The sequence below is a fragment of the Kineococcus aridisoli genome (assembly GCF_050871885.1).
GTDB lineage: Bacteria > Actinomycetota > Actinomycetes > Actinomycetales > Kineococcaceae > Kineococcus.
This window is the reverse complement of record NZ_JBJLSF010000033.1, coordinates 27,233-46,433: the sequence shown is the minus strand read 5'-3', so window position 1 is coordinate 46,433 and position 19,201 is coordinate 27,233. Positions and strand designations below refer to the sequence as shown.

Genomic DNA, 19,201 nt, shown 5'->3' with positions numbered 1-19,201 from the left:
CGAGGACATCTGGTCCCCGGCGGCGGCCACGGTGGCGATGTTGGCGCTGATCTCCTCGGTGGCCGCGGAGACCACCTGCGCCTGGGTGGCTGCTTCCTCGGCGCCACTGGAGAGCTGGGTGGCCACGGTGGTCAGCTCCTCGGAGGAGGAGGCCAGGGTGCCGGCGTTGCCGGCGATGCGGCGCATGGTGGCCGCCAGGCGCTCCATGGTGGCATCCACCGCACCGGCCAGTTGGCCGACCTCGTCGCCGGTGGTGATGCCCACCCGCTGGTCCAGGCGGCCTTCGGCCAGGCCGCGCACCACGGCCAGGGTCTTGGCCAGCGGGCCGGCGATGGAGCGGGAGACCGCGATGGCCACCGCGACGGCAACCGCCACCGCGACCGCACCCAGCACCAGCAGCACCACGACGGCGGCGCGCACCTGCGCGGAGCCTTCGGCGGCGAGGTCCGCGGCGGCGGCCGACTCGGCCTCGGTCAGCGTGGTGAGCGTCTCGGTGATCTGCTGGGCGACGGGGGCGACGGTGCTGGCGCGGTAGGCGATGTAGCCGTCCCGGTCATCGGCCTCGGCCAGGGTGACCAGCTGCTCGCGCACCGAGCGGTACTCCGCCAGCTCCTGCTCGAAGGTGTCGCGGTCGGCGGCGGGCGAGCCGGGGCTGCTGGCCAGGTACTGCTGCCACGCCTCGTCCAGCGCCGCGTCGGTGGCGGTCATGGCCTTGAGGGAGTCGTCCACGGCCTGCGGGGAGGTGGCCAGGGCGGCGTTGGTGATGTCCATGCGCACCTGCAGGTAGGCCGACCGCACATCGCCGATGGTGTCCACGGAGGCGACGCCGGACGTCGACACCACGTGCAGGTTGGCCTGCGCGGTCTGCAGGCGGTTGATGCCGACCGCGACGACGACGGCCAGCAGCAGGCAGACGACGCCGAAACCGGCGAAGAGCTTGGAGGCGACCTTCACGTCGCGCAGTCGGGTGAGCACGGACGGAGCATCGGCAGGTGATCTAGAAGACTGGAGCCTTCACCTGCGGAAGCCTGCGCCCGTGTGGGTGCCCGCCAACCGGGGCCCGTCGCCCGAGCCCAGCCGCTCGCGCAGCGTGGTGCCGGGAGCCGCCTTCGGCGCCGTGCGCCCGCGCCGGTCCAGCTCCGGGACGAGGTGGTCCACGACGTCGGCGAACGTGCCCGGCATCGTCGCGTACATGAGGTTGAAGCCGTCGACGTCGGCCTCCTCGGCGAAGCGCTCCAGCTCGTCGGCGACGGTGGCCGGCGAGCCGGCGAGCACGGGTCCGCGACCGCCGACGGCGACGAACCGGGCGAGGTCGTCGACGGTCCACTCGCGGTCGGCGTCCCGGGTGAAGGCCGCCAGCGCGGAGGTGTTGGCGTCGGTGCTCACGTGCTGCAGCGGCGCGTCCGGGGCGAGCCCGGCGAGGTCCACCCCGGTCCAGCCGCCGAACAGCGCCAGCGCGCCCTCGCGGCTGGCGTGCGCGCGGTAGTCGGCCAGCAGCGCGTCCGCCTCGGCGTCGCTGGAGCGCACGAGGGCCGTCAGCCCCGCGTAGACCAGCACCGAGCGCGGGTCGCGCCCGGCCTGCTCGACCTTGGCCCGCAGGGAGTCCACCGTGCGGCGCGCGTGCGCGGCGGTCGGCGCGATGATGAACACGCACTCGGCGTGCCGGGCGGCGAACTCCTGCCCGCGCGGGGAGGAGCCGGCCTGGAAGACCACCGGGGTGCGCTGCGGCGAGGGTTCGCACAGGAACGCGCCGGGCACGTCGAAGTAGCGGCCGTGGTGGCCGATGTCGTGGACCTTCGCCGGGTCGGCGTACACCCCGCGGGCGGCGTCGCGCACGACGGCGCCGTCCTCCCAGGAGCCCTCCCACAGCTTGTAGCAGACCTCCAGGTACTCCTCGGCGACGTCGTAGCGCTCGTCGTGCGCGACCTGCCGCTCGAACCCCAGGTTCTTGGCGGCGGAGTCCAGGTAGCCCGTCACGACGTTCCAGGCGACCCGGCCGTCGGTGAGGTGGTCCAGCGTCGTCAGCCGTCGGGCCAGCGAGTACGGCTGCTCGTACGTCGTCGTCACCGTCAGCCCGAAACCCAGGGTCTCGGTGACGGCCGCCATCGCCGACACCGCCCCCAGCGGGTCGTTGACGGGGACCTGCGCGGCCGCGCGCACGGCCGCGTCCCGGGAACCGCCGTACACGTCGTAGGTGCCGAGGACGTCGGCGAGGAACAGCGCGTCGAAACCACCGCGCTCCAGCAGCTTCGCCAGCTCCGTCCAGTGCCGCAGCGTGCGGTAGTCCGCGCTGCGGTCCTCCGGGCGGGCCCACAGGCCGGCGGCCTGGTGGCCGACGCAGGCCATCGCGAAGGCGTTCAGGCGCAGCGGCCTCGTCGAACTCGTGGTGCTCACCGGGTCAGTCCCTCCAGCGGTCGGTGGGCGGTCTCGCGGGTGCACGCCGCCGCCACGGTGCTCAGCACGGCCAGCAGCGACAGGTACCCCGCCACCAGCCACGGCGAGCCGTTCCCGAGCGCCAGCAGCGAGGCGGCGATGAGCGGGGTGAGGCCGCCGCCGAGCACCGCGCCGATCGAGTACCCGAGCGAGGCGCCGCTGTAGCGGGTGCGCTGGTCGAACTGCTCGGCGAAGAACGCGCCCTGCGCCCCGTACTGGCTGTCGTGGCCGAGGTTGATGGCGACGACGATCGAGGCGACGATCAGGACGGTCGAGCCGGTGTCGAAGAGCAGGAACGCGGGCACGGTGAACACCGCCGTCAGGACCGCCCCGAACAGGTACACGGGCCTGCGGCCGATGCGGTCCGAGAGCATCCCCCACAGCGGGGTCGCGGCCAGGCTCAGCACCGAGGCGACGAGCACCGCGAGCAGGCCCACGTCGGCGCCGTCCTCGCGGACCTCGCTGGTGAGGTAGGTCAGGGCGAACACCGTGTAGAGCACGTAGCCGCCGTTCTGCCCCAGCCGCATCCCGGTGGTCACCAGCACGCCGCGCTTGTTGGTGCGCAGCACCTCCGCGACGGGCCGGCGGGCCAGGCCGTCGGCCTCGCGCAGCGCCGTGAACGCCGGGGAGTCGGTGACCTTCAGCCGGATGACCAGGCCGACGACGACGAGGACCGCGCTGGCCAGGAACGGGATGCGCCAGCCCCAGGACATGAACGCCTCGGAGGAGGTGAGGGAGCGGGTCAGCCAGAAACCCCCGCTGGCCAGGACCATGCCCGCCGCCGAGCCCATCTGCGGGATCGCGCCGAACAGGCCCCGCCGGCCGGTGGGGGCGTGCTCCACCGACAGCAGCACCGCCCCGCCCCACTCCCCACCCGCCGAGAAGCCCTGCAGCAGCCGGGCCACCACGAGCAGCACGGGGGCCCACACGCCGATCTGCGCGTACGTGGGCAGCAGGCCGATGAACGTCGTGGAGATCCCCATGACCAGCAGCGAGGCCACGAGGACGGCCTTGCGGCCCACCCGGTCGCCGACGTGACCGGCGACCGCGCCGCCCAGCGGGCGGGCGGCGAAACCGACGGCGTACGTGGCGAAGGAGGCGATGACGCCGACGGCGCCGCCGACGTTGGGGAAGAACAGCGGGCCCAGGACGATGGCGGCCGCCGTGCCGTAGAGGTAGTAGTCGTACCACTCGATCGTGGTGCCCACGAAGCTGCCGAGGGCCGCGCGGCGGCGGACGGCGGGCTCGCTGGGGCGTGCGGCGGTGGCGGGGACGCGCAGGGTGCTCACAGGACGCTTCTCTCCCATCGGTCCTGGCGGTAGCACCTTCCCTCGCGGGTGGTTGCTGCGACGTCGACGAGCCAGGTCTCTCAGTCGCTCTGGATGGCTGGGCCGAACCTACGGCACACCCCGGAAGCGCGGCAAACGCACCGGTGGCGGGGCGCGGGGGGCCGGGTGGCGGGTCCGGCGGCGCGTCGGCCACCCTGGGTCCTCGTGGGGACCGACGACGACCGCGAGCGCGAGGACGTGCCCGGGGAGGGCCTGCGCCGGCCGGCGGACCCCGTCGCGCGGCAGGTGGAGGACGCCGCCCGCGCGGACTGGCGCCTGTTCCGCCAGACCGCCGACACGGTCGCGATGACCGTCTGGCTGACCGACGCGCAGGGCCGCTGCACGTTCGTCAACGAGTACTGCCGGCAGTTCTTCCAGGTCCCCGGCGAGGTGATGACGGGCACCGGCTGGCGCGCGGTCCTGCACCCGGACGACGCCGACGAGTACCTGCGCGAGTTCGACCGCGCCACCGCCGAGCAGCGCGCGTTCCGGGCGGTCGCGCGGGTGCGCCGCGCCGACGGGCAGTGGCGCTGGATCGAGACCTCGACCGTGGCCCGCTTCGACGAGGCCGGCACCTTCCTCGGCCTCACCGGCTCCAACGCCGACGTCACCGACCACGTCCGGCGGGAGGCGGACGCGCAGTTCCACGCCGCCGTCGCCGGGGACTTCGCCCGCCTGGCCTCCCCCGAGGAGCTGCTGCGCTCGATCGGCGACCGCGTCCACCGGCGGCTGGGGCTGGCCTCCTGGCGCCTGGTGCGTCCCGGCGAGGACGTGCCGGACCTCGCGGAGGGCGGGCCGGAGCCCGGCGCCGGCGGAGCGCAGGACGTGGGCGCCCGGCTGCGCGAGGGGCGTCCCGTCGCGCTGACCGGCCCCGGGGGCGACCGGCTGCTGGTCCCCTACGCCCCGCACGGCACCTCCGTCGGCTGGCGGCTGCTGGCCGACCTGCGCCGCCCCGGGCCCGGCGGCTGGGGCGAGGAGGAGGTCCGGGTGGTGGCCGACCTGCTGCCGCGGCTGGACGTCGCGCTGGTGCGGGTGCGGGCCGCGGAGGAGACCGCCGCCCGCTACGCGCGGGCCCGCGACGTCGAGGCCGAGCTGCAGCGGGCGCTGCTGCCGGCGCAGCTGCCGCTGCTGCCCCGCCTGGACCTGGCCGCGCAGTACCTCGTGGCCGGTGCCGAGCAGGCGGCCGGCGGCGACTGGTTCGACGCGCTGGCGCTGCCGGACGGGCGCGTCGCGCTCGTCGTCGGCGACGTCGTCGGCCACGGCGTCGTCGCCTCCGCCGTCATGTCCCAGCTGCGCACGGTGCTGTCCGAGCGGCTGGGGGCGGGCGCGGGGCTGGACGCGGCGCTGGACGCGCTGCGCACCTTCGCCGCGGGGGTGCCGGGGGCGCGGGCCGCCACCGCCTGCGTCGCCGTGGTCGACACCGCCGCCGGGGACGTCGAGTACCGGACGCTGGGCCACCCCTCCCCCCTGCTCGTCGCCGCGGACGGCAGCGCCCGCCCGCTGCCGCGCACGGGTGCGGCGCCGCTGGGCGGACCGGCGGGCGGGGGCACCGGGACGGCGCGGCTGGAGGACGGGGAACTGCTGGTCCTGCACAGCGACGGCCTGCTGGAGGGGGTCGCGGGCGACCCGCTGCGCCTGGTGGCCGGGGCCCTGGCCGGGGACGCGGGTGCCGGCGCGGCGGGGCGCGCGGTGCAGCGGGTGTGCGAGCGGGCGGCCCGCGCCGTGCGCGAGGGCGGTCCGCTCGTCGACGACGTCACCGTCCTGGCGGCCCAGCGCCGCCCCGCCCCGGCCCCGCTGCGCCTGGCGGCCCCGGCCGTCCCGACGGCGCCGCTCGTGCTGCGCCGCGGCCTGCGCGCCTGGCTGGAGGGGCTGGAGGTCGAGCCGCGCCAGCGACAGCTGGTGGAGCTGGCGGCCGGGGAGGCCGTCACCAACGCCGTCGAGCACGCCTACGCCGGGGGCGGGACGGGGACGGTGCAGCTGTCGGGCGAGCTGGCCGACGACGGCGTGCTGCACCTGGCGGTCACCGACCGGGGGCGCTGGCGCCAGCCGGCGGCGCTGCCCGGCGACCGCGGTCGCGGTCTGGCGCTCATGGGCATCGAGGGCGGCCGCGTGCGGGTCGAGGCCACGGCCGCGGGCACCACGGTCCGCCTGGCGCGGCGGCTGCACCGGCCGGTCGCCTTCGACGCCGGCGCCTCCGCGCTCCCCGCACCGGCCGGGGCGCGGGTTGTGCCCGACGAGCTGCGCTGGAGCGCCGCGGTGGGCGCCGCCGGGCCGGTGCTGCGGGTCGAGGGGCCGCTGGAGGCCGGCGGCGCGCCGGGGCTGCGCGAGGAGGTCCTGCGGCTGGCCCGCCACGGCTCGCTGCCGGTGACGGTGGAGCTGTCGGCGACCGCCCCGCTGGCGAGCGCCGGCGTGCAGGTGCTCGTCGACGTGCTCGAGCGGCTGGGCCCCGACGGGGTGCGGCTGGTCGCCGCGGACTCCTCGATCGCCGCCGCGGTGCTGGACCTGGCCTCGCTGCCGCGCCGGGACGCCACCGGGCGCCCGTCCCCGGCCCCGGCCGGCCGGCCGGCCGGGGCCAGCTAGCCGCCCGCGCGGCTGCCGGAGCGCTCGGCGTGCCGCTCCGGCTGCACGACCGTCAGCTCCCGCAGCCCCGGGAAGTCCAGGACGGTGGTGGAACGGCCCAGGACCACGCGCAGCGGCGTGCCGCGCCGGCGCCCGCGGCGGTCGGCGCCCACCAGGACGGTCATCCCCGCCGAGCCGAGGTACTCCACGGCCGTCAGGTCGACGACGACCTGGTCGCCGGGGCGGGCGCGCGACTCCACCTCGGCCAGCGCGTCCGCGAAGTCCAGCGCGGTCGCGAGGTCCAGCTCGCCCTCCACGTGCAGCTCCCACGGCGCGCCGGGGGCGGCGGGTGCGCGCCGGCGGGTGCGCAGCGCGGCGCCGCTGCCGGCGCCCGCCGGGGGCGCCGCGTCGCCGAGCACGCTGCTGAGCAGGTCGTCGACGGCCGCGCGGGCCTGCGTGCCGCCGGCGAAGGTGCTCTCGGCGGCCGCCGTCGTCAGGCGGGTGGCCAGCTCGGCGAGCTTGACCTGGCTGTGCTGGGAGTACCAGCGCAGCAGGCCGAACGCGGCGTCGGCGTCGATGCCGTAGACGAGCATGAGCATGCCCTTGGCCTGGTCGATGACCTCGCGGCCCGCGAGGGCGGTGCGCACCTGCTCGGTGGTGCGCTCGCTGACGGCGTTCTCGATCGCGGGGGTGGTCTCCACGACGCTGCCGGTGACCTCGCCGGGGCCGCCGGGGCCGCCGTGGGCCAGCCACCAGGCGGGCCGGCCGCCCTCGTCGGTGCGCAGGGAGAGGGTGAACGCCTCGCCGTCGGCCGCGCTCCGCTCGACCGCCTGCACCAGCCGCAGGCCGGCCGGCCCGCGGGCCGCGACCTCCTCGCTGGTGGCGGGGAACCCCGCCACGGGCTCGCGGTCCTGGGGGGCGCTCCAGCGCCAGCGCCCCGCGGCCACGTCGACGGTGAACGTCCACGGGTGCGGCAGGGCGGTGTGGCGGGGCGGGGCGGGTGGCGGGTGCGGCACGGTGGGCTCCTCGACGACGGCGGCGGGACCGCCGCGTCCGCGGGGCGCCGGTCGCGCACCGGTGCTCCGCGGGGCGGGAGCTCGGTGCTGAACCCCCTCGCCGGACGGCGGCCGCCCGGTGCGACCAGGGTCGCACGCCCGGCGACGGGCCGCCACGCTCCGCCCGGGGGCCGGGCGGGCGCGGCGGCGCCTCAGCCGCGGCGGCGGCGGATCTCCGCGGCCAGCGCCGGCAGGACCTCGGTGAGGTCGCCGACGACGCCGTAGTCGGCGAACTCGAAGATCGGGGCGTCGGGGTCGCTGTTGACCGCGACCACCGTCCAGGAGGCGTCCATGCCGCCGCGGTGGTGCACGGCGCCGGAGACCCCGGCGCCCACGTACAGCCGGGGGCTGATCGTGACGCCCGTCTGCCCGACCTGCGCCTCGTGGCCGATCCAGCCCTCGTCGGTGGCGACGCGGGTGGCGCCGACCGCCGCGCCGAGGACGTCGGCGAGCTCCTCCACGGCCGAGAAGTCGCCCTCCACGCCGCGGCCGCCGACGACGACGACCTCCGCCTCGGCCAGCGGCGGGCGGTCGCCCGTCGGGCGGGGCGCCCGGGAGACCACGGTGACGGCGCGCGCGGCGGCGGACGCCTCGACGCGGTGCTCGACGACCGCGGGCGGCGCCGCCCCCTCGAGGGCGGTGGCCTGCACGGCGTGCGGGGACACCGCGACCACGGCCAGCCGGCCGGGCACGGCGCAGGCGGTGCCCCACGAGCCGGCCAGCACGGTCTTGCGCGCCAGCCAGCCGTCGTCGGTGCGCTCGACGGCGTGGGCGCCGGTGACGACGCCGCCGCCGGTGCGCACCGCCAGGCGCGCGGCGACCTCCTTGTCCTCGAAGGTGGAGGCCACGAGCACCAGCGACGGGCCGGCGGCCCCGACCACCGCGACGAGGGCGTCGACGGCGGCCGCGGTGGTGCGCTCGTCGGCGCCGGAGACCTGCACGCGGTGCAGCGTCGTGGCGCCGTGCGCGCCGACCGCCGCGAGCGCGGCCCCGTCGGGGCCCGGCCCGATCCACGCGGCGTGGACCTGCGCGCCGGGCAGCGCGCGCGCCAGCGTCAGCAGCTCCAGCGAGGTCGGGCGCAGCCGCCCGTCGAGGTGGTCGAGCAGGACGAGGACGACGTCGCCCTCCGCGCCGTTCGCGGTGCCGGTCACTGGAAGCCCTTCTGCGCCAGGTAGTCCACGAGCGCGGGGACGGTCTCGGCGCCCCCGGTGACGATCACCCGGTCGGGACGCTCGGGACGCGGCGCGGCCTCGGTGATGCGGGTGGTGGAACCGGTCAGGCCCACGGCGGCGGGCTCCAGGCCCAGGTCGGCGAGCGCCAGCGTCGTCACGGGCTTCTTGCGGGCGGCGAGGATGCCCTTGAAGTCGGGGAAGCGGGCGCGGAAGGCCTGGTCGGTCACCGACACCACGGCCGGGGCCGGGGCGGTGAGCACCTCCACCTGCGTGGAGGTCTCCCGGCGCACCCGCACGAGCGGCCCCCGCTCGCCCGGCTCGACGGCGATCTCGTCGGCGAGGGTGAGCTGCGGCCAGCCGAGCAGCTCGGCCAGCGCCGCCGGCACGAGCGAGGTGAGCCCGTCCAGGGCCGCCATCCCGGCGACGACGAGGTCGACGGGCCGCTCGGCGTGCAGGTGGGCGACCGCCGCGGCCAGCACGCGCGCCGTGGCCAGGGCGTCGGAGCCGGCGATCGCCTCGTCGCCCACGTGCACGGCGCTGGTGGCGCCCATCGCCAGCCCGCGGCGCAGCGCCTCCACGGCGTGCGCGGGCCCGACCGTCAGGACGGTGACCTCGTGCTCGCCCTCGTCGCCGGCGGCCCGGGCCGCCTCGACGGTGCGCAGCCCGGCCTCGAGGGCGTCCTCGTCGAGCTCGTTGAGGGTGTCGTCGTCCCCGCCGCGGGCCAGCAGCCGGTCCTCGCGGAAGGCGCGGGGCGACTGGATGTCGGGGACGTGCTTGACGCAGACGACGACCCGCACCTCAGGCCCCGCTCTCGGCGGGCTGCTCGGCCTGCTCGATGGCCTCGCGCGAGCGCTGGACCATCTCCTCGCGGGAGACGACCTTGACCCGCTCGCGCCCGTGCGGGGCGCCCAGCGAGCGCTCGTAGGCGTCCAGGACCTCCCAGTGGGTCCAGGTGAGGACGTCCACGCCCTTGGCGGTCAGCGTGTCCAGGACCGCCTGCGGGTCGGGCTCGGGGGCGCGGCGCAGCTGCGCGGCGTCGGAGACCAGGTGGCGGACGGTCTCGGAGGCGTCGGACTTGGTGTGCCCGATGAGCCCGACCGGGCCGCGCTTGATCCAGCCGGTGCAGTAGACGCCGGGCAGGCCCTCCCCCTCGGGGGTCAGCACGCGGCCCTCGTGGTTGGAGATGACGCCCGCCAGGTCGTCGAAGGGGATGCCCGGCAGCGGGGAGCCGAAGTAGCCGACCGCCCGGTAGACGGCCTGCACGTCCCAGTCGTGGAAGTCGCCGGTGCCCTCGACGGTGCCGTCGCCGACCAGGCGGGTGCGCTCGGTGCGCAGGCCGCTGACGTGCCCGTCGGTGAGCAGGACCTCGGTCGGGGCGTGCAGGAAGTGCAGGTGGATGCGCCGCGAGGCGGTCGACTCGCCCTCCTTGAGGGTCCAGTCGGTGAGGGTCTTGACGACCTGCTTGGTCTGGTTGGACTTCTGGATCGCGGCCATCGAGCCCTCGTCGAACTCGAAGTCCTCGGGGTCGACGAGGACGTCGACGTCGGGGACGTGGCCGAGCTCGCGCAGCTCCAGCGGGGAGAACTTCGCCTGCGCGGGACCGCGGCGGGCGAAGACGTGGACGTCGGTCACCTTGGAGGCCTTCAGGCCCTCGTAGACGTTGTCCGGGATCTCGGTGGGCAGCAGGTCGTCGGCGTGCTTGGCGAGCATCCGCGCCACGTCGAGGGCGACGTTGCCGGCGCCCAGCACGGCCACCGTCGACGCCTCCAGCGGCCAGGTGCGCGGGTAGTCGGGGTGGCCGTCGTACCAGGAGACGAAGTCGGCGGCGCCGTGGCTCTCGGGGGCCTCGACACCGGGGATCGCCAGCGCGGCGTCCCTGATCGCGCCGGTGGAGAAGACGACGGCGTCGTAGTGGCGCTGCAGGTCCTCCAGCGTCACGTCGGTGCCGAAGTCGACGTTGGACAGCAGCCGGACGTCACCGCGGCCCAGGACCTTCTCCAGCGCGACGACGATCTGCTTGATGCGCGGGTGGTCGGGCGCGACGCCGTAGCGCACGAGGCCGAAGGGCGCGGGCAGCCGCTCGAACAGGTCGATCGACACCCCGTCGAACCCCGTGGCGCCCAGGTCGGCCTTGGAGAGGATGTCCGAGGCGTAGATCCCGGCCGGTCCGGCTCCGACGACGGCGACGCGCAGCGGACGGTTCGAATCGCTCACAGCGGGGGGTGTCCCTCTCGTGGTGGGTGCGGTGATCTCTCGTGCGGACGTGCGTAGGCAAGCCTAACGCCGCGGCGGCGGGCGCCCGACGCGACGATGCCCGGTGTGGACCAGCCCCGCACCCGCACCGGCGTCCTCGCCGGGCTCGCCAGCTACGCCGTCTGGGGACTGTTCCCCTTCTACTTCCACGCGCTGAAGCCCACCGGGGCGCTGGAGCTGCTCGCCCAGCGGGTGGTGTGGACCTTCGTGCTCTGCGTCGTGCTCGTGGTGGCGCTGCGCCGGGGGGCGCGGGCGCTGGCCGTCGTGCGCTCCCCCCGCCAGCGGGGGCTGCTGGCCCTGGCCGCCGTGGCGATCGCCGTGAACTGGGGCGTCTACGGCCTGGCCGTGGTCACCGGGCACGTGCTGGAGGCCTCGCTGGGCTACTTCGTCAACCCGCTCATCACCGTGCTGCTGGGCGTGCTCGTGCTGCGGGAGCGGTTGCGGCGCAGCCAGTGGGTGGCCGTCGGCACCGGGCTGGTGGCCGTCGTCGTCATCACCGCCGACCTGGGCCGGCTGCCGTGGATGGCCCTGACGGTCGCCGTCTCCTTCGCCTCCTACGGGTTGCTGAAGAACCGGCTGGCGCGCGCCGGCGGCGGGGTGGACCCCCTGTCCGGGCTGACGCTGGAGACGACGGCGCTGCTGCTGCCGGCGGCGGCGGCGCTCGCGGTGCTCGGAGCCCGCGGCGGCAGCACCTTCACCGACCCCGGCGGCTGGCACACGGTGCTGCTCGTGCTGTCCGGGCCGGCCACGCTCGTGCCGCTGCTGCTGTTCGCCGTGGCCGCCGGCCGGGTGCCGCTGACGGTCATCGGGCTGCTGCAGTACGTCACCCCGGTGCTGCAGTTCGTCGCCGCGTTCGTGCTCGGGGAGTCGATGCCGCCCTCGCGCTGGATCGGCTTCGGCCTGGTCTGGGTCGCGCTGGCGGTGCTCACGGCGGACGCGCTGCGCCACTCCCGCCCCCGCCCGGCCCCCGTCCCGGCCCCCTGACCCCCGCGGGCGCCGCTCACCGGCCCAGCGAGGCCACGGCGTCGGTGATCGCGTCGGGGCCGCCGACGTTGCCGGGCACGACGACCTGGTGCACCTGCCGGCCGTCGGCGGCGGTCATCCGCCACAGCGAGACGCCCGGGGCGACCTGCCCGACGACGAGCGCGCTCGTGGCGCCGATGCCGGTGCGGGCGACCTCGGCGGCGGTGATGCCGCCCTTGCTGACGACGACGTCCACGAGCGGCAGCAGCTCGCGCACGGCCGTGGTCAGCGCCGCCATCACCTTCTCGCCGTGCGCGAGGGTGCCGTGCCCGGCCGAGCGCACGCGCTCGCTGGCGACCGCCACCAGCGGCGCGCCCGCCAGCCGGGCCGCCGCGCGCGCGGCGGCCTCGCGCCCGGCGGCGGCCGGGTCGGCCAGCGCGGCGGTGGTGCCCACGACCTCGGCGGGGCCGTGCTCGCGCGCCAGCAGCTCCAGCTGCGCCCGCGCGCCCTCGGTGTGCGAACCGCAGACGACGAGCACGCGCGGCGGGCTCGCCAGGACCGGGCGGGGCAGCGGGCCGGTGCTCGCCACCCCCGCCAGCTCGGCGGCGAGCGGGGCGGCGCAGCGCACGACCGGGCGCCGCCCGTGCGCGCGGGCGGCGTCGACGGCGGCGGCCAGCGCCCGCACGTCCTCGTCGTCGACCGCGTCGGGGACCAGCACCGACCCGGCGGGCGCGCCGAGGAAGCGCTCGAGCAGGGCGCGCGGGTCGCGCACGACGTCCAGCGGCACCGGCACCGGCGTGCGCGCGGACTTCTCGGCGACGTAGTCGGCCAGCGAGGAGCTGCGGAAGCCGAAGACCGGGTCGGCGGCGTACTCGGTGGCGCCCACCGGCACCTGCTCCCCCGCCGCCGTGCGCACCAGGTGCACCCCGCCGACGGTGGTGCGCCCGCCGGCCGGGAACGCCGGCACGAGCAGGACGACGTCGCCGGGGGCGGCGAAGACGTCGGTCTCGGCGAACACGTGCCCGCGCAGCGTGGAGTCGCCACGCAGCACGAAGCGCACCTCGGCGCCGAGCCGGCGGCCGGCCTCCAGCGCGTCGTCGCGGATGCGGCCGACGAGGGCGACCGCGCTCGCCTCGTCGACGGCCCTGCTGTTGGTCTGCACGTAGACGCTGCCCGCGTGGCGCAGCGCGGCCGTCAGCAGGTCGGCGTCGCAGTCGAGCAGCACGCGGACCCCGGTGGCCGACTGGGTGCCGGTGGGGTCGTCGTCGAGGACCACGGTCCTCAGCGCAGCGGTTCCGGGGGTCGTCACCGGGGCAGTAGAGCAGAACCGGGGCGGTGGAGCAGGAGGGCCCGCTGCGGCAGAGTGGCGCCATGGACCTGCCGGTGCGCCCGCCGCTGGAGCCGATGCTGGCCACGGCGGCGAAGGCGGTGCCCGCCCAGCCGGCCGGCGCCCCGGCGTGGCTGTACGAGCCGAAGTGGGACGGCTTCCGCTGCATCGTCTTCCGCGACGGCGACGAGGTGGAGCTGGGCTCGCGCAACACCAAGCCGCTGACGCGCTACTTCCCCGAGGTCGTGGAGGCCGTGCGCGCGCAGCTGCCGCCGCGCTGCGTGGTGGACGGCGAGCTGTTCGTCCCCGCCCCCGACGGCGGCCGGCTGTCCTGGGAGCTGCTGTCGCAGCGCATCCACCCGGCCGCCAGCCGCGTCGCCGCGCTGGCCCGCGAGACGCCCGCGCAGTTCGTCGCCTTCGACCTGCTCGCCCTCGGCGAGCAGGACCTGCGGCAGCGCCCGTGCGGCGAGCGCCGGGAGCTGCTGACGACCGCGCTCGCCGGGTGCGGGCCGGACGTGCACGTGACGAGCGCGACGGCGGACACCGCGCTGGCCGTGCGCTGGCTCTCCACCTTCGAGGGCGCCGGGCTCGACGGGGTGGTCGCCAAGCCCCTGGACTCGCCGTACCTGCCCGGGGAGCGGGTCATGACGAAGGTCAAGCACCGGCGCACCGCCGACTGCGTGGTCGTCGGCTACCGCGAGCACAAGAGCGTGCCCGGCGTCGGCTCCGTGCTGCTGGGCCTGCACACCGGCTCCGGCGTGGTGACCGTGGGCGGGGCGAGCGCGTTCACGGCGGCGCGGCGCGCGGAGCTGCTGGAGCAGCTGTCGGCGCTGCGCCTGGGCGAGGACGTGCGCGAGGAGGGCGAGCCCAACCGCTGGCACGCGCGGGCGGACTCCTCGTGGGTGCCGGTGCGCCAGGAGCTCGTGTGCGAGGTCGAGTACGACCAGCTGGAGGGCCGGCGGTTCCGGCACTCGCCGCGGTTCCTGCGCTGGCGGCCGGACCGGGAACCGGCCTCCTGCACGCTGGAGCAGCTGGAGGTCCCCGCCGACTACGACCTGGCCGACGTCCTGTCGGGGACGCGCTGATGGCCGCGGGGGCACCGGCCGAGGAGCTCGACGTCGACGGGATCGCCGTCCGCCTCACCTCCCCGGACAAGGCGTACTACCCACAGCTCGGGGAGCGCGGTTCCAAGCGGGCCGTGGTCGAGCACTACCGCCTCGTCGCGCCCGCGCTGCTGGAGGCCGTGCGGGACCGGCCGACGTACCTGCAGCGCTTCCCCGACGGGATCGAGGGCGAGGAGGTGTACCAGAAGCGGATCGCGAGGTTCGCGCCGCCGTTCGTGGACACCGTGCGGATCACCTTCCCCTCCGGGCGCAGCGCGGACGCGATGCGGCCGACGAACACGGCGACGATCGTCTGGGGCGCGCAGCAGTCGACCATCACCTTCCACCCCTGGCACTGCACCGCCCCCGACGTGGAGCACCCCGACGAGCTGCGCGTCGACCTGGACCCGCAACCGGGGACGGGTTTCGAGCAGGCCCGCGAGGTGGCCCGCGAGGTCCTGCACCCGCTGCTGGGCGAGGTGGGCCTGGAGGGCTCCCCCAAGACCTCCGGCGGCCGCGGGCTGCACGTGTTCGCGGCGATCGAGCCGCGCTGGACGTTCACCGAGGTCCGCCGGGCCGCGATCGCGCTGGCCCGCGAGGTGGAGCGCCGGGCCGGTGGGCGGGTGACGACGGCGTGGTGGAAGGAGGAGCGCGGTGCGCAGGTGTTCGTCGACTACAACCAGAACGCCCGCGACCGCACCATCGCCAGCGCGTACTCGCTGCGGCGCACCCCGCGGGCGACGGTGTCGGCCCCGCTGACGTGGGCCGAGCTGGACAGCGACGTCGGCCCCGACGACCTGACGCTGACGACCTTCCCCGAGCGCTTCGCGGCCGTGGGCGACCTGTGGGCCGGGCGCCGCGACCGCGCGGGCTCCCTGGAGGCGCTGCTGGAGCTCGCCGCGCGCGACGAGGCCGGCGGCCTGGGCGACCTGCCCTACCCGCCGAACTACCCGAAGGTGGCGGGCGAGCCGAAGCGGGTGCAGCCCTCCCGGGACAGGGACCGCGACCGGGACAGGGACCGCGACCGGGAGCGCTGAGCGCACCGGCCGGCCGGTCGGCTCAGCGACCCCGTGGACCGCTCCCGCGTCCGCGCAGGCGCCCGCGCAGCTCCCGGTCGGCGGCCGCGCCGGCCAGCGCCAGCACCAGCCCGGCGGCGGCGACCGCGATCGCCGCCGGCCGGGCCTGCGCGCTCAGCAGCACGGCGACGGCGCTGCACACGAGCGCCGCGCCCGTGCAGCCGCGCGAGAGCAGCCGCGGCCCGCGCCAGCGCACCCGCCCGTCCCCGCGGTGGCGGCCGCCGCCGCGCGCGCCCTCCCGGCCGGTGCCGGTGCCGGCGACGCGCTGCGCGGGCACCCGCCCCGTCACCGGTGCGCCGGGGCCGCGGTCGGGGGGCAGGGTCGGGCGCGCGCTCACCGCGCCATGCTGGCCGGGCCCGACCGGCCTGCGGGCCGATCCCGCCGCGGACCACCGGGACGGCGCCACCACCGCCACGCGCGGTCCCCGGGCCGCCGCGCACCGTCACCCCCGCACCCCTCGTCGGTGATCGTCCCGAGTGGCGGTGATCGCCGTGCAGCGGTCGGATGTGCTCACCGAGGGAACCGCCCGCGCCGGGGCGGCCCGGCACGAGCGGAGGAGCCACCATGATCGAGAAGCTGCACGACCTCGGCGTCAAGTCCGAGTGGGCCTACACGGCGGGGTTCGCCAGCATCGGCCTGTCGTTCCTGGCGTGGACGATCTCCAAGGAGAAGGAGGACGCCGGCATCGACCGGGCCGACCGCTGGGGCATCTTCGTCGGCCACTGGGCGCCGACCTTCTTCGGCCTCGGCAACGCGCTGCGCAGCTACGAGAAGGGCTGAGCCCTCCGCGCGGGCTCAGCTGACGCGGTCGGCGACCGTCCCCGCGTACGCCTCCAGCGCCTGCCGCGCCGGGGAGGGCGGCAGCGCGGCCAGGTGGGTGGTGGCGCGCTCGGCCCACTGCCGGGCGGTGGCGCGGGCCTGCGCCGTCACCGGGTGCGCCCGCAGCGCCTCGACGGCGCGGGCCAGGACGGCGTCGTCGCCCAGCCGGCCGGAGTCCAGCAGCGCGACGACCTCCGCGGCCGCCGCGTCGCCCTCGGCGGCGGCGCGGCGCACCAGGAGCACGGGCAGCGTCGGCACGCCCTCGCGCAGGTCGGTGCCCGGGCGCTTGCCCGAGTCGCCCGCCTCGCTGGTGAGGTCGAGGACGTCGTCGGCCAGCTGGAAGGCGACGCCGACGTCCTCGCCGTAGCGGACGACCGCCTCCACGACCTGCGCCGAGCCGCCCGCGAACATCGCGCCGAAGCGGCCGGCGGTGGCGATGAGCGAGGCCGTCTTGTCGCTGAGGACGTCGAGGTAGTGCGCGACGGCGTCCTCGTCCGGGCGCGGGCCGACGGTCTCGTGCAGCTGGCCCAGGCACAGCCGCTCGAAGGTCTCCGCCTGCACCCGCACGGCCTGCGGCCCCAGGCCCGCGACGACGTTGGAGGCGCGCGCGAAGAGCAGGTCGCCGGTGAGGATCGCCACGTTGTTGCCCCAGACGTGGTGCGCCGCAGGCGCTCCGCGGCGCGTGGGGGCGGAGTCCATGACGTCGTCGTGGTACAGCGAGGCCAGGTGGGTCAGCTCGCAGACGACGGCGGCGTCGAGGACCTCGGGAGCCACCGCGGCGCGCACCGGGTCGGCCAGGTGCGCGCCGAGCAGCGTCAGCATCGGGCGCACCCGCTTGCCGCCGGCCTCCACCAGGTGGCGGGAGGCGGCGTCGGCCAGGGGGTCGGTGTTGCCGACGGCCGCGCGCAGCCGGGCCTCGACCACGTCGAGGCCCTCGCGCAGGGCGAGCTCCAGCGCCGGGTCGGTCGTGGGCAGCGCACCGGTCGTCACGCTCAGGGATGTGTTCACGCGGCAGGGGCCAATCGCTTCAGCGCCACGACCACGCGGTCGGTGGCGTCCTTCGACGTCGGATCGGCCAGGTTGGCCAGGAGCTTGACCACGAGCTTCATCACACCGGGCCGGGGCAGGCCGAAGCGCGTCGCGATCCGCATGACCTCCGGGTGGCCGATGAGGGAGACGAACACGCGGCCCAGCGTGTAGTACCCGCCGAGGTCGGCGCGAACCGCCGCCGGGTAGGACTGCAGCGCCCGCTCGCGCCCGCGCGCGTCCGCGGCGGCCAGGGCGTCGTCGACGGCGCGCGCGGCCAGCCGCGCCGACTGCATGGCGTAGGCGATGCCCTCGCCGTTGAAGGGGTTGACCATCCCGCCGGAGTCCCCGACGAGGACGAGCCCGCGGGTGTAGTGCGGGGTGCGGTTGAAGGCCATCGGCAGGGCGGCGCCGCGGATCGGCCCGACCTGGTCCTCCTCGCGGAAGCGCCACTCGGCGGGCATCGCCGCCGTCCAGCGCCGCAGCAGGTCGCGGTAGTCGATGTCGCCGGAACCCGCGTCGGCGTCCAGGACGCCGAGCCCGACGTTGGAGGTGCCGTCGCCGACGCCGAAGACCCAGCCGTAGCCGGGCAGCAGCGGTCCGGTGGAGGAGTCGCCCTCGCGCAGCTCCAGCCAGCTCTCCAGCCAGTCGTCGTCGGAGCGGGGGCTGGTGAAGTACGTGCGCACGGCGATGCCCAGCGGGCGGTCCTCGCGGCGGGCCAGGCCCAGGGCGAGCGCCAGCCGGCTGCCGACGCCGTCGGCGGCGACGACCACCGGCGCCCGGTAGGTGGTCTCCTCCCCGGCGCGGCGGCCGGCGTCGTCGACGGGGCGGGCGGTCACGCCGACGACGTGGCCGGTGCGCTCGTCGAGGACCGGCCCGGTCACCGAGGTGCGCTCGAGCACGCTCGCACCGCCCGCGCGCGCGTGCTCGACGAGGGCCTGGTCGAAGCGGGAGCGGGTGTGCACCAGCCCGTGGGCGGGGAAGTCGGTGATCTCCGGCCAGGGCACCTGCAGCCGGACCCCGCCGCCCAGCAGCCGCAGGCCGCGGTTGCGGACCCAGCCGTCGGCGGCGGGCGTGGGCAGCCCGAGCAGGTCCAGCTCGTGCACCGCGCGGGGGGTCAGGCCGTCGCCGCAGACCTTCTCGCGCGGGAAGGCGGCCTTCTCCAGCACCAGCACGCGGCGGCCCGCGCTCGCCAGGTGCCGCGCCAGCGTCGAGCCCGCGGGCCCGGCCCCGACGACGAGCACGTCGGCGTCCTGCTGGTGCACCGTCACTCCCTCCCGCTGCTTGTGAAGGTTTTCACGAAGTCGACCCGAGTGTAGTTCGCCCGTTCAGGAGGCGCTGCGCACGGCGCGGTGCACCGCCACGACGCCCAGTGAGAGGTTCTTCCAGGACACCTGCTCCCAGCCCGCCGCCGCGATGCGCCGGGCCAGCGCCGGCTGGTCCGGCCAGGCGTCGATGGAGTCCACCAGGTAGCCGTAGGCGTCGGCGTGCGAGCTGACCAGCCGCGCCACCCGCGGCAGGCCGTGGTGCAGGTACAGCTCGTAGGCCTTGCGCAGCAGCGGGTTCGGCAGGGTGGAGAACTCGCAGACCACCAGCCGCCCGCCCGGGCGCACCACCCGCGCCATCTCCCGCAGCGCCGCGTCGGCGTCCACGACGTTGCGCAGGCCGAAGGAGATCGTCGCCGCGTCGAAGGCGCCGTCGGCGAACGGCAGCCGCGTCGCGTCGCCGACGACGAAGCCGAGGTCGGGGCGGCGGCGCTTGCCCGCGCGCACCATCCCGGCGGAGAAGTCGCACGGCACCGTCAGCACGCCGCGGTCGGCGAACGGCTCGCTGGAGCGGCCCGTGCCGGCGGCCAGGTCGAGGACCCGCTCGCCCGGCCGGGCGTCGACGGCGCGCAGCACGGCCCGGCGCCACAGCCGGTCCTGCCCGGCGGACAGCACGTCGTTGGTGCGGTCGTAGCGCTCGGCGACGTCGTCGAACATCGCCGCCACCTGCTGCGGCCGCTTGCTGAGGTCGGCCAGCTCGCGCTGGGCCGTGACGTCGCCGGTTCCCACCCCTCCAGTCTCGCAGCCGCCGGGCACCCGCCC

17 protein-coding genes and 1 riboswitch are annotated in these 19,201 nt (G+C 76.7%); of the genes, 5 read left to right on the top strand and 12 right to left on the bottom strand.

Features of this window, described 5'->3' with window-relative positions; translation table 11 throughout:
- The 3 genes from ACRYM2_RS11225 to ACRYM2_RS11215 all read right to left on the bottom strand — a co-directional run.
- Window positions 1–975, bottom strand: a 975-nt coding sequence (locus ACRYM2_RS11225) for an MCP four helix bundle domain-containing protein (protein ID WP_432522368.1), incomplete at its 3' end; no start/stop codon positions are given.
- Between the two features lie 39 nt (window positions 976–1,014).
- Window positions 1,015–2,394, bottom strand: coding sequence for an LLM class flavin-dependent oxidoreductase (locus ACRYM2_RS11220; RefSeq protein WP_432522367.1), 1,380 nt, complete (start codon window positions 2,392–2,394; stop codon window positions 1,015–1,017).
- On the bottom strand, window positions 2,391–3,740 hold the full coding sequence (locus tag ACRYM2_RS11215) for an MFS transporter (RefSeq protein ID WP_432522365.1): 1,350 nt from the start codon (window positions 3,738–3,740) through the stop codon (window positions 2,391–2,393). The genes ACRYM2_RS11220 and ACRYM2_RS11215 overlap by 4 nt, the downstream gene beginning before the upstream one ends.
- Window positions 3,734–3,822: riboswitch (SAM riboswitch) on the bottom strand. (Overlaps the previous gene by 7 nt.)
- A gap of 104 nt (window positions 3,823–3,926) precedes the next feature.
- Between ACRYM2_RS11215 and ACRYM2_RS11210 the strand changes: the two genes are divergently transcribed.
- Window positions 3,927–6,341, top strand: a complete 2,415-nt coding sequence (locus tag ACRYM2_RS11210; RefSeq protein ID WP_432522363.1) for a SpoIIE family protein phosphatase — start codon at window positions 3,927–3,929, stop codon at window positions 6,339–6,341.
- Here the strand turns inward: ACRYM2_RS11210 and ACRYM2_RS11205 are convergent.
- The 4 genes from ACRYM2_RS11205 to ACRYM2_RS11190 form a co-directional block, all read right to left on the bottom strand.
- Window positions 6,338–7,336, bottom strand: coding sequence for an ANTAR domain-containing protein (locus tag ACRYM2_RS11205; protein WP_432522361.1), 999 nt, complete (start codon window positions 7,334–7,336; stop codon window positions 6,338–6,340). The two genes, ACRYM2_RS11210 and ACRYM2_RS11205, sit on opposite strands and share 4 nt — an antisense overlap.
- Before the next feature lie 191 nt (window positions 7,337–7,527).
- Window positions 7,528–8,526, bottom strand: a complete 999-nt coding sequence (locus ACRYM2_RS11200; protein WP_432522359.1) for an electron transfer flavoprotein subunit alpha/FixB family protein — start codon at window positions 8,524–8,526, stop codon at window positions 7,528–7,530.
- Window positions 8,523–9,344, bottom strand: a complete 822-nt coding sequence (locus ACRYM2_RS11195) for an electron transfer flavoprotein subunit beta/FixA family protein (protein WP_432522357.1) — start codon at window positions 9,342–9,344, stop codon at window positions 8,523–8,525. The genes ACRYM2_RS11200 and ACRYM2_RS11195 overlap by 4 nt, the downstream gene beginning before the upstream one ends.
- A gap of 1 nt (window position 9,345) precedes the next feature.
- Window positions 9,346–10,761, bottom strand: coding sequence for an FAD-dependent oxidoreductase (locus tag ACRYM2_RS11190; RefSeq protein ID WP_432522355.1), 1,416 nt, complete (start codon window positions 10,759–10,761; stop codon window positions 9,346–9,348).
- 96 nt (window positions 10,762–10,857) lie between these two features.
- Here ACRYM2_RS11190 and rarD point away from each other — a divergent pair, with 96 nt between their 5' ends.
- A complete protein-coding gene (rarD, locus tag ACRYM2_RS11185; protein ID WP_432522353.1) occupies window positions 10,858–11,784 on the top strand; it encodes an EamA family transporter RarD in 927 nt (308 codons plus the stop codon).
- A 16-nt stretch (window positions 11,785–11,800) separates the two neighbouring features.
- Here the strand turns inward: rarD and ACRYM2_RS11180 are convergent, their stop codons facing one another.
- The gene (locus ACRYM2_RS11180; RefSeq protein WP_432522351.1) at window positions 11,801–13,072 is read right to left on the bottom strand and encodes a four-carbon acid sugar kinase family protein; all 1,272 of its coding nucleotides are present in this window, start codon (window positions 13,070–13,072) and stop codon (window positions 11,801–11,803) included.
- 62 nt (window positions 13,073–13,134) lie between these two features.
- Here ACRYM2_RS11180 and ACRYM2_RS11175 point away from each other — a divergent pair, with 62 nt between their 5' ends.
- Window positions 13,135–14,175: an ATP-dependent DNA ligase gene (locus ACRYM2_RS11175; protein ID WP_432522349.1), complete on the top strand. Its 1,041-nt coding sequence runs from the start codon at window positions 13,135–13,137 to the stop codon at window positions 14,173–14,175.
- The gene (locus ACRYM2_RS11170) at window positions 14,175–15,230 is read left to right on the top strand and encodes a DNA polymerase domain-containing protein (RefSeq protein WP_432522348.1); all 1,056 of its coding nucleotides are present in this window, start codon (window positions 14,175–14,177) and stop codon (window positions 15,228–15,230) included. The genes ACRYM2_RS11175 and ACRYM2_RS11170 overlap by 1 nt, the downstream gene beginning before the upstream one ends.
- Before the next feature lie 22 nt (window positions 15,231–15,252).
- On the opposite strand, the gene ACRYM2_RS11165 is transcribed toward ACRYM2_RS11170, so the two are convergent.
- The gene (locus tag ACRYM2_RS11165) at window positions 15,253–15,606 is read right to left on the bottom strand and encodes a hypothetical protein (protein ID WP_432522346.1); all 354 of its coding nucleotides are present in this window, start codon (window positions 15,604–15,606) and stop codon (window positions 15,253–15,255) included.
- A gap of 227 nt (window positions 15,607–15,833) precedes the next feature.
- Here ACRYM2_RS11165 and ACRYM2_RS11160 point away from each other — a divergent pair, with 227 nt between their 5' ends.
- A complete protein-coding gene (locus tag ACRYM2_RS11160) occupies window positions 15,834–16,049 on the top strand; it encodes a hypothetical protein (protein ID WP_432522344.1) in 216 nt (71 codons plus the stop codon).
- 15 nt (window positions 16,050–16,064) lie between these two features.
- Here the strand turns inward: ACRYM2_RS11160 and ACRYM2_RS11155 are convergent, their stop codons facing one another.
- The 3 genes from ACRYM2_RS11155 to ACRYM2_RS11145 are packed head-to-tail and all read right to left on the bottom strand — an operon-like array spanning window position 16,065 to window position 19,168.
- A complete protein-coding gene (locus ACRYM2_RS11155) occupies window positions 16,065–17,096 on the bottom strand; it encodes a polyprenyl synthetase family protein (RefSeq protein ID WP_432522342.1) in 1,032 nt (343 codons plus the stop codon).
- Window positions 17,093–18,385, bottom strand: a complete 1,293-nt coding sequence (locus ACRYM2_RS11150) for a geranylgeranyl reductase family protein (RefSeq protein ID WP_432522340.1) — start codon at window positions 18,383–18,385, stop codon at window positions 17,093–17,095. Before ACRYM2_RS11150 ends, ACRYM2_RS11155 begins: the two co-directional genes overlap by 4 nt.
- A 57-nt stretch (window positions 18,386–18,442) precedes the next feature.
- Window positions 18,443–19,168 carry a demethylmenaquinone methyltransferase gene (locus ACRYM2_RS11145; RefSeq protein WP_432522338.1) on the bottom strand — a complete coding sequence of 242 codons (726 nt, stop codon included), beginning with the start codon at window positions 19,166–19,168 and terminating at the stop codon, window positions 18,443–18,445.
- Window positions 19,169–19,201 lie beyond the last annotated feature (33 nt).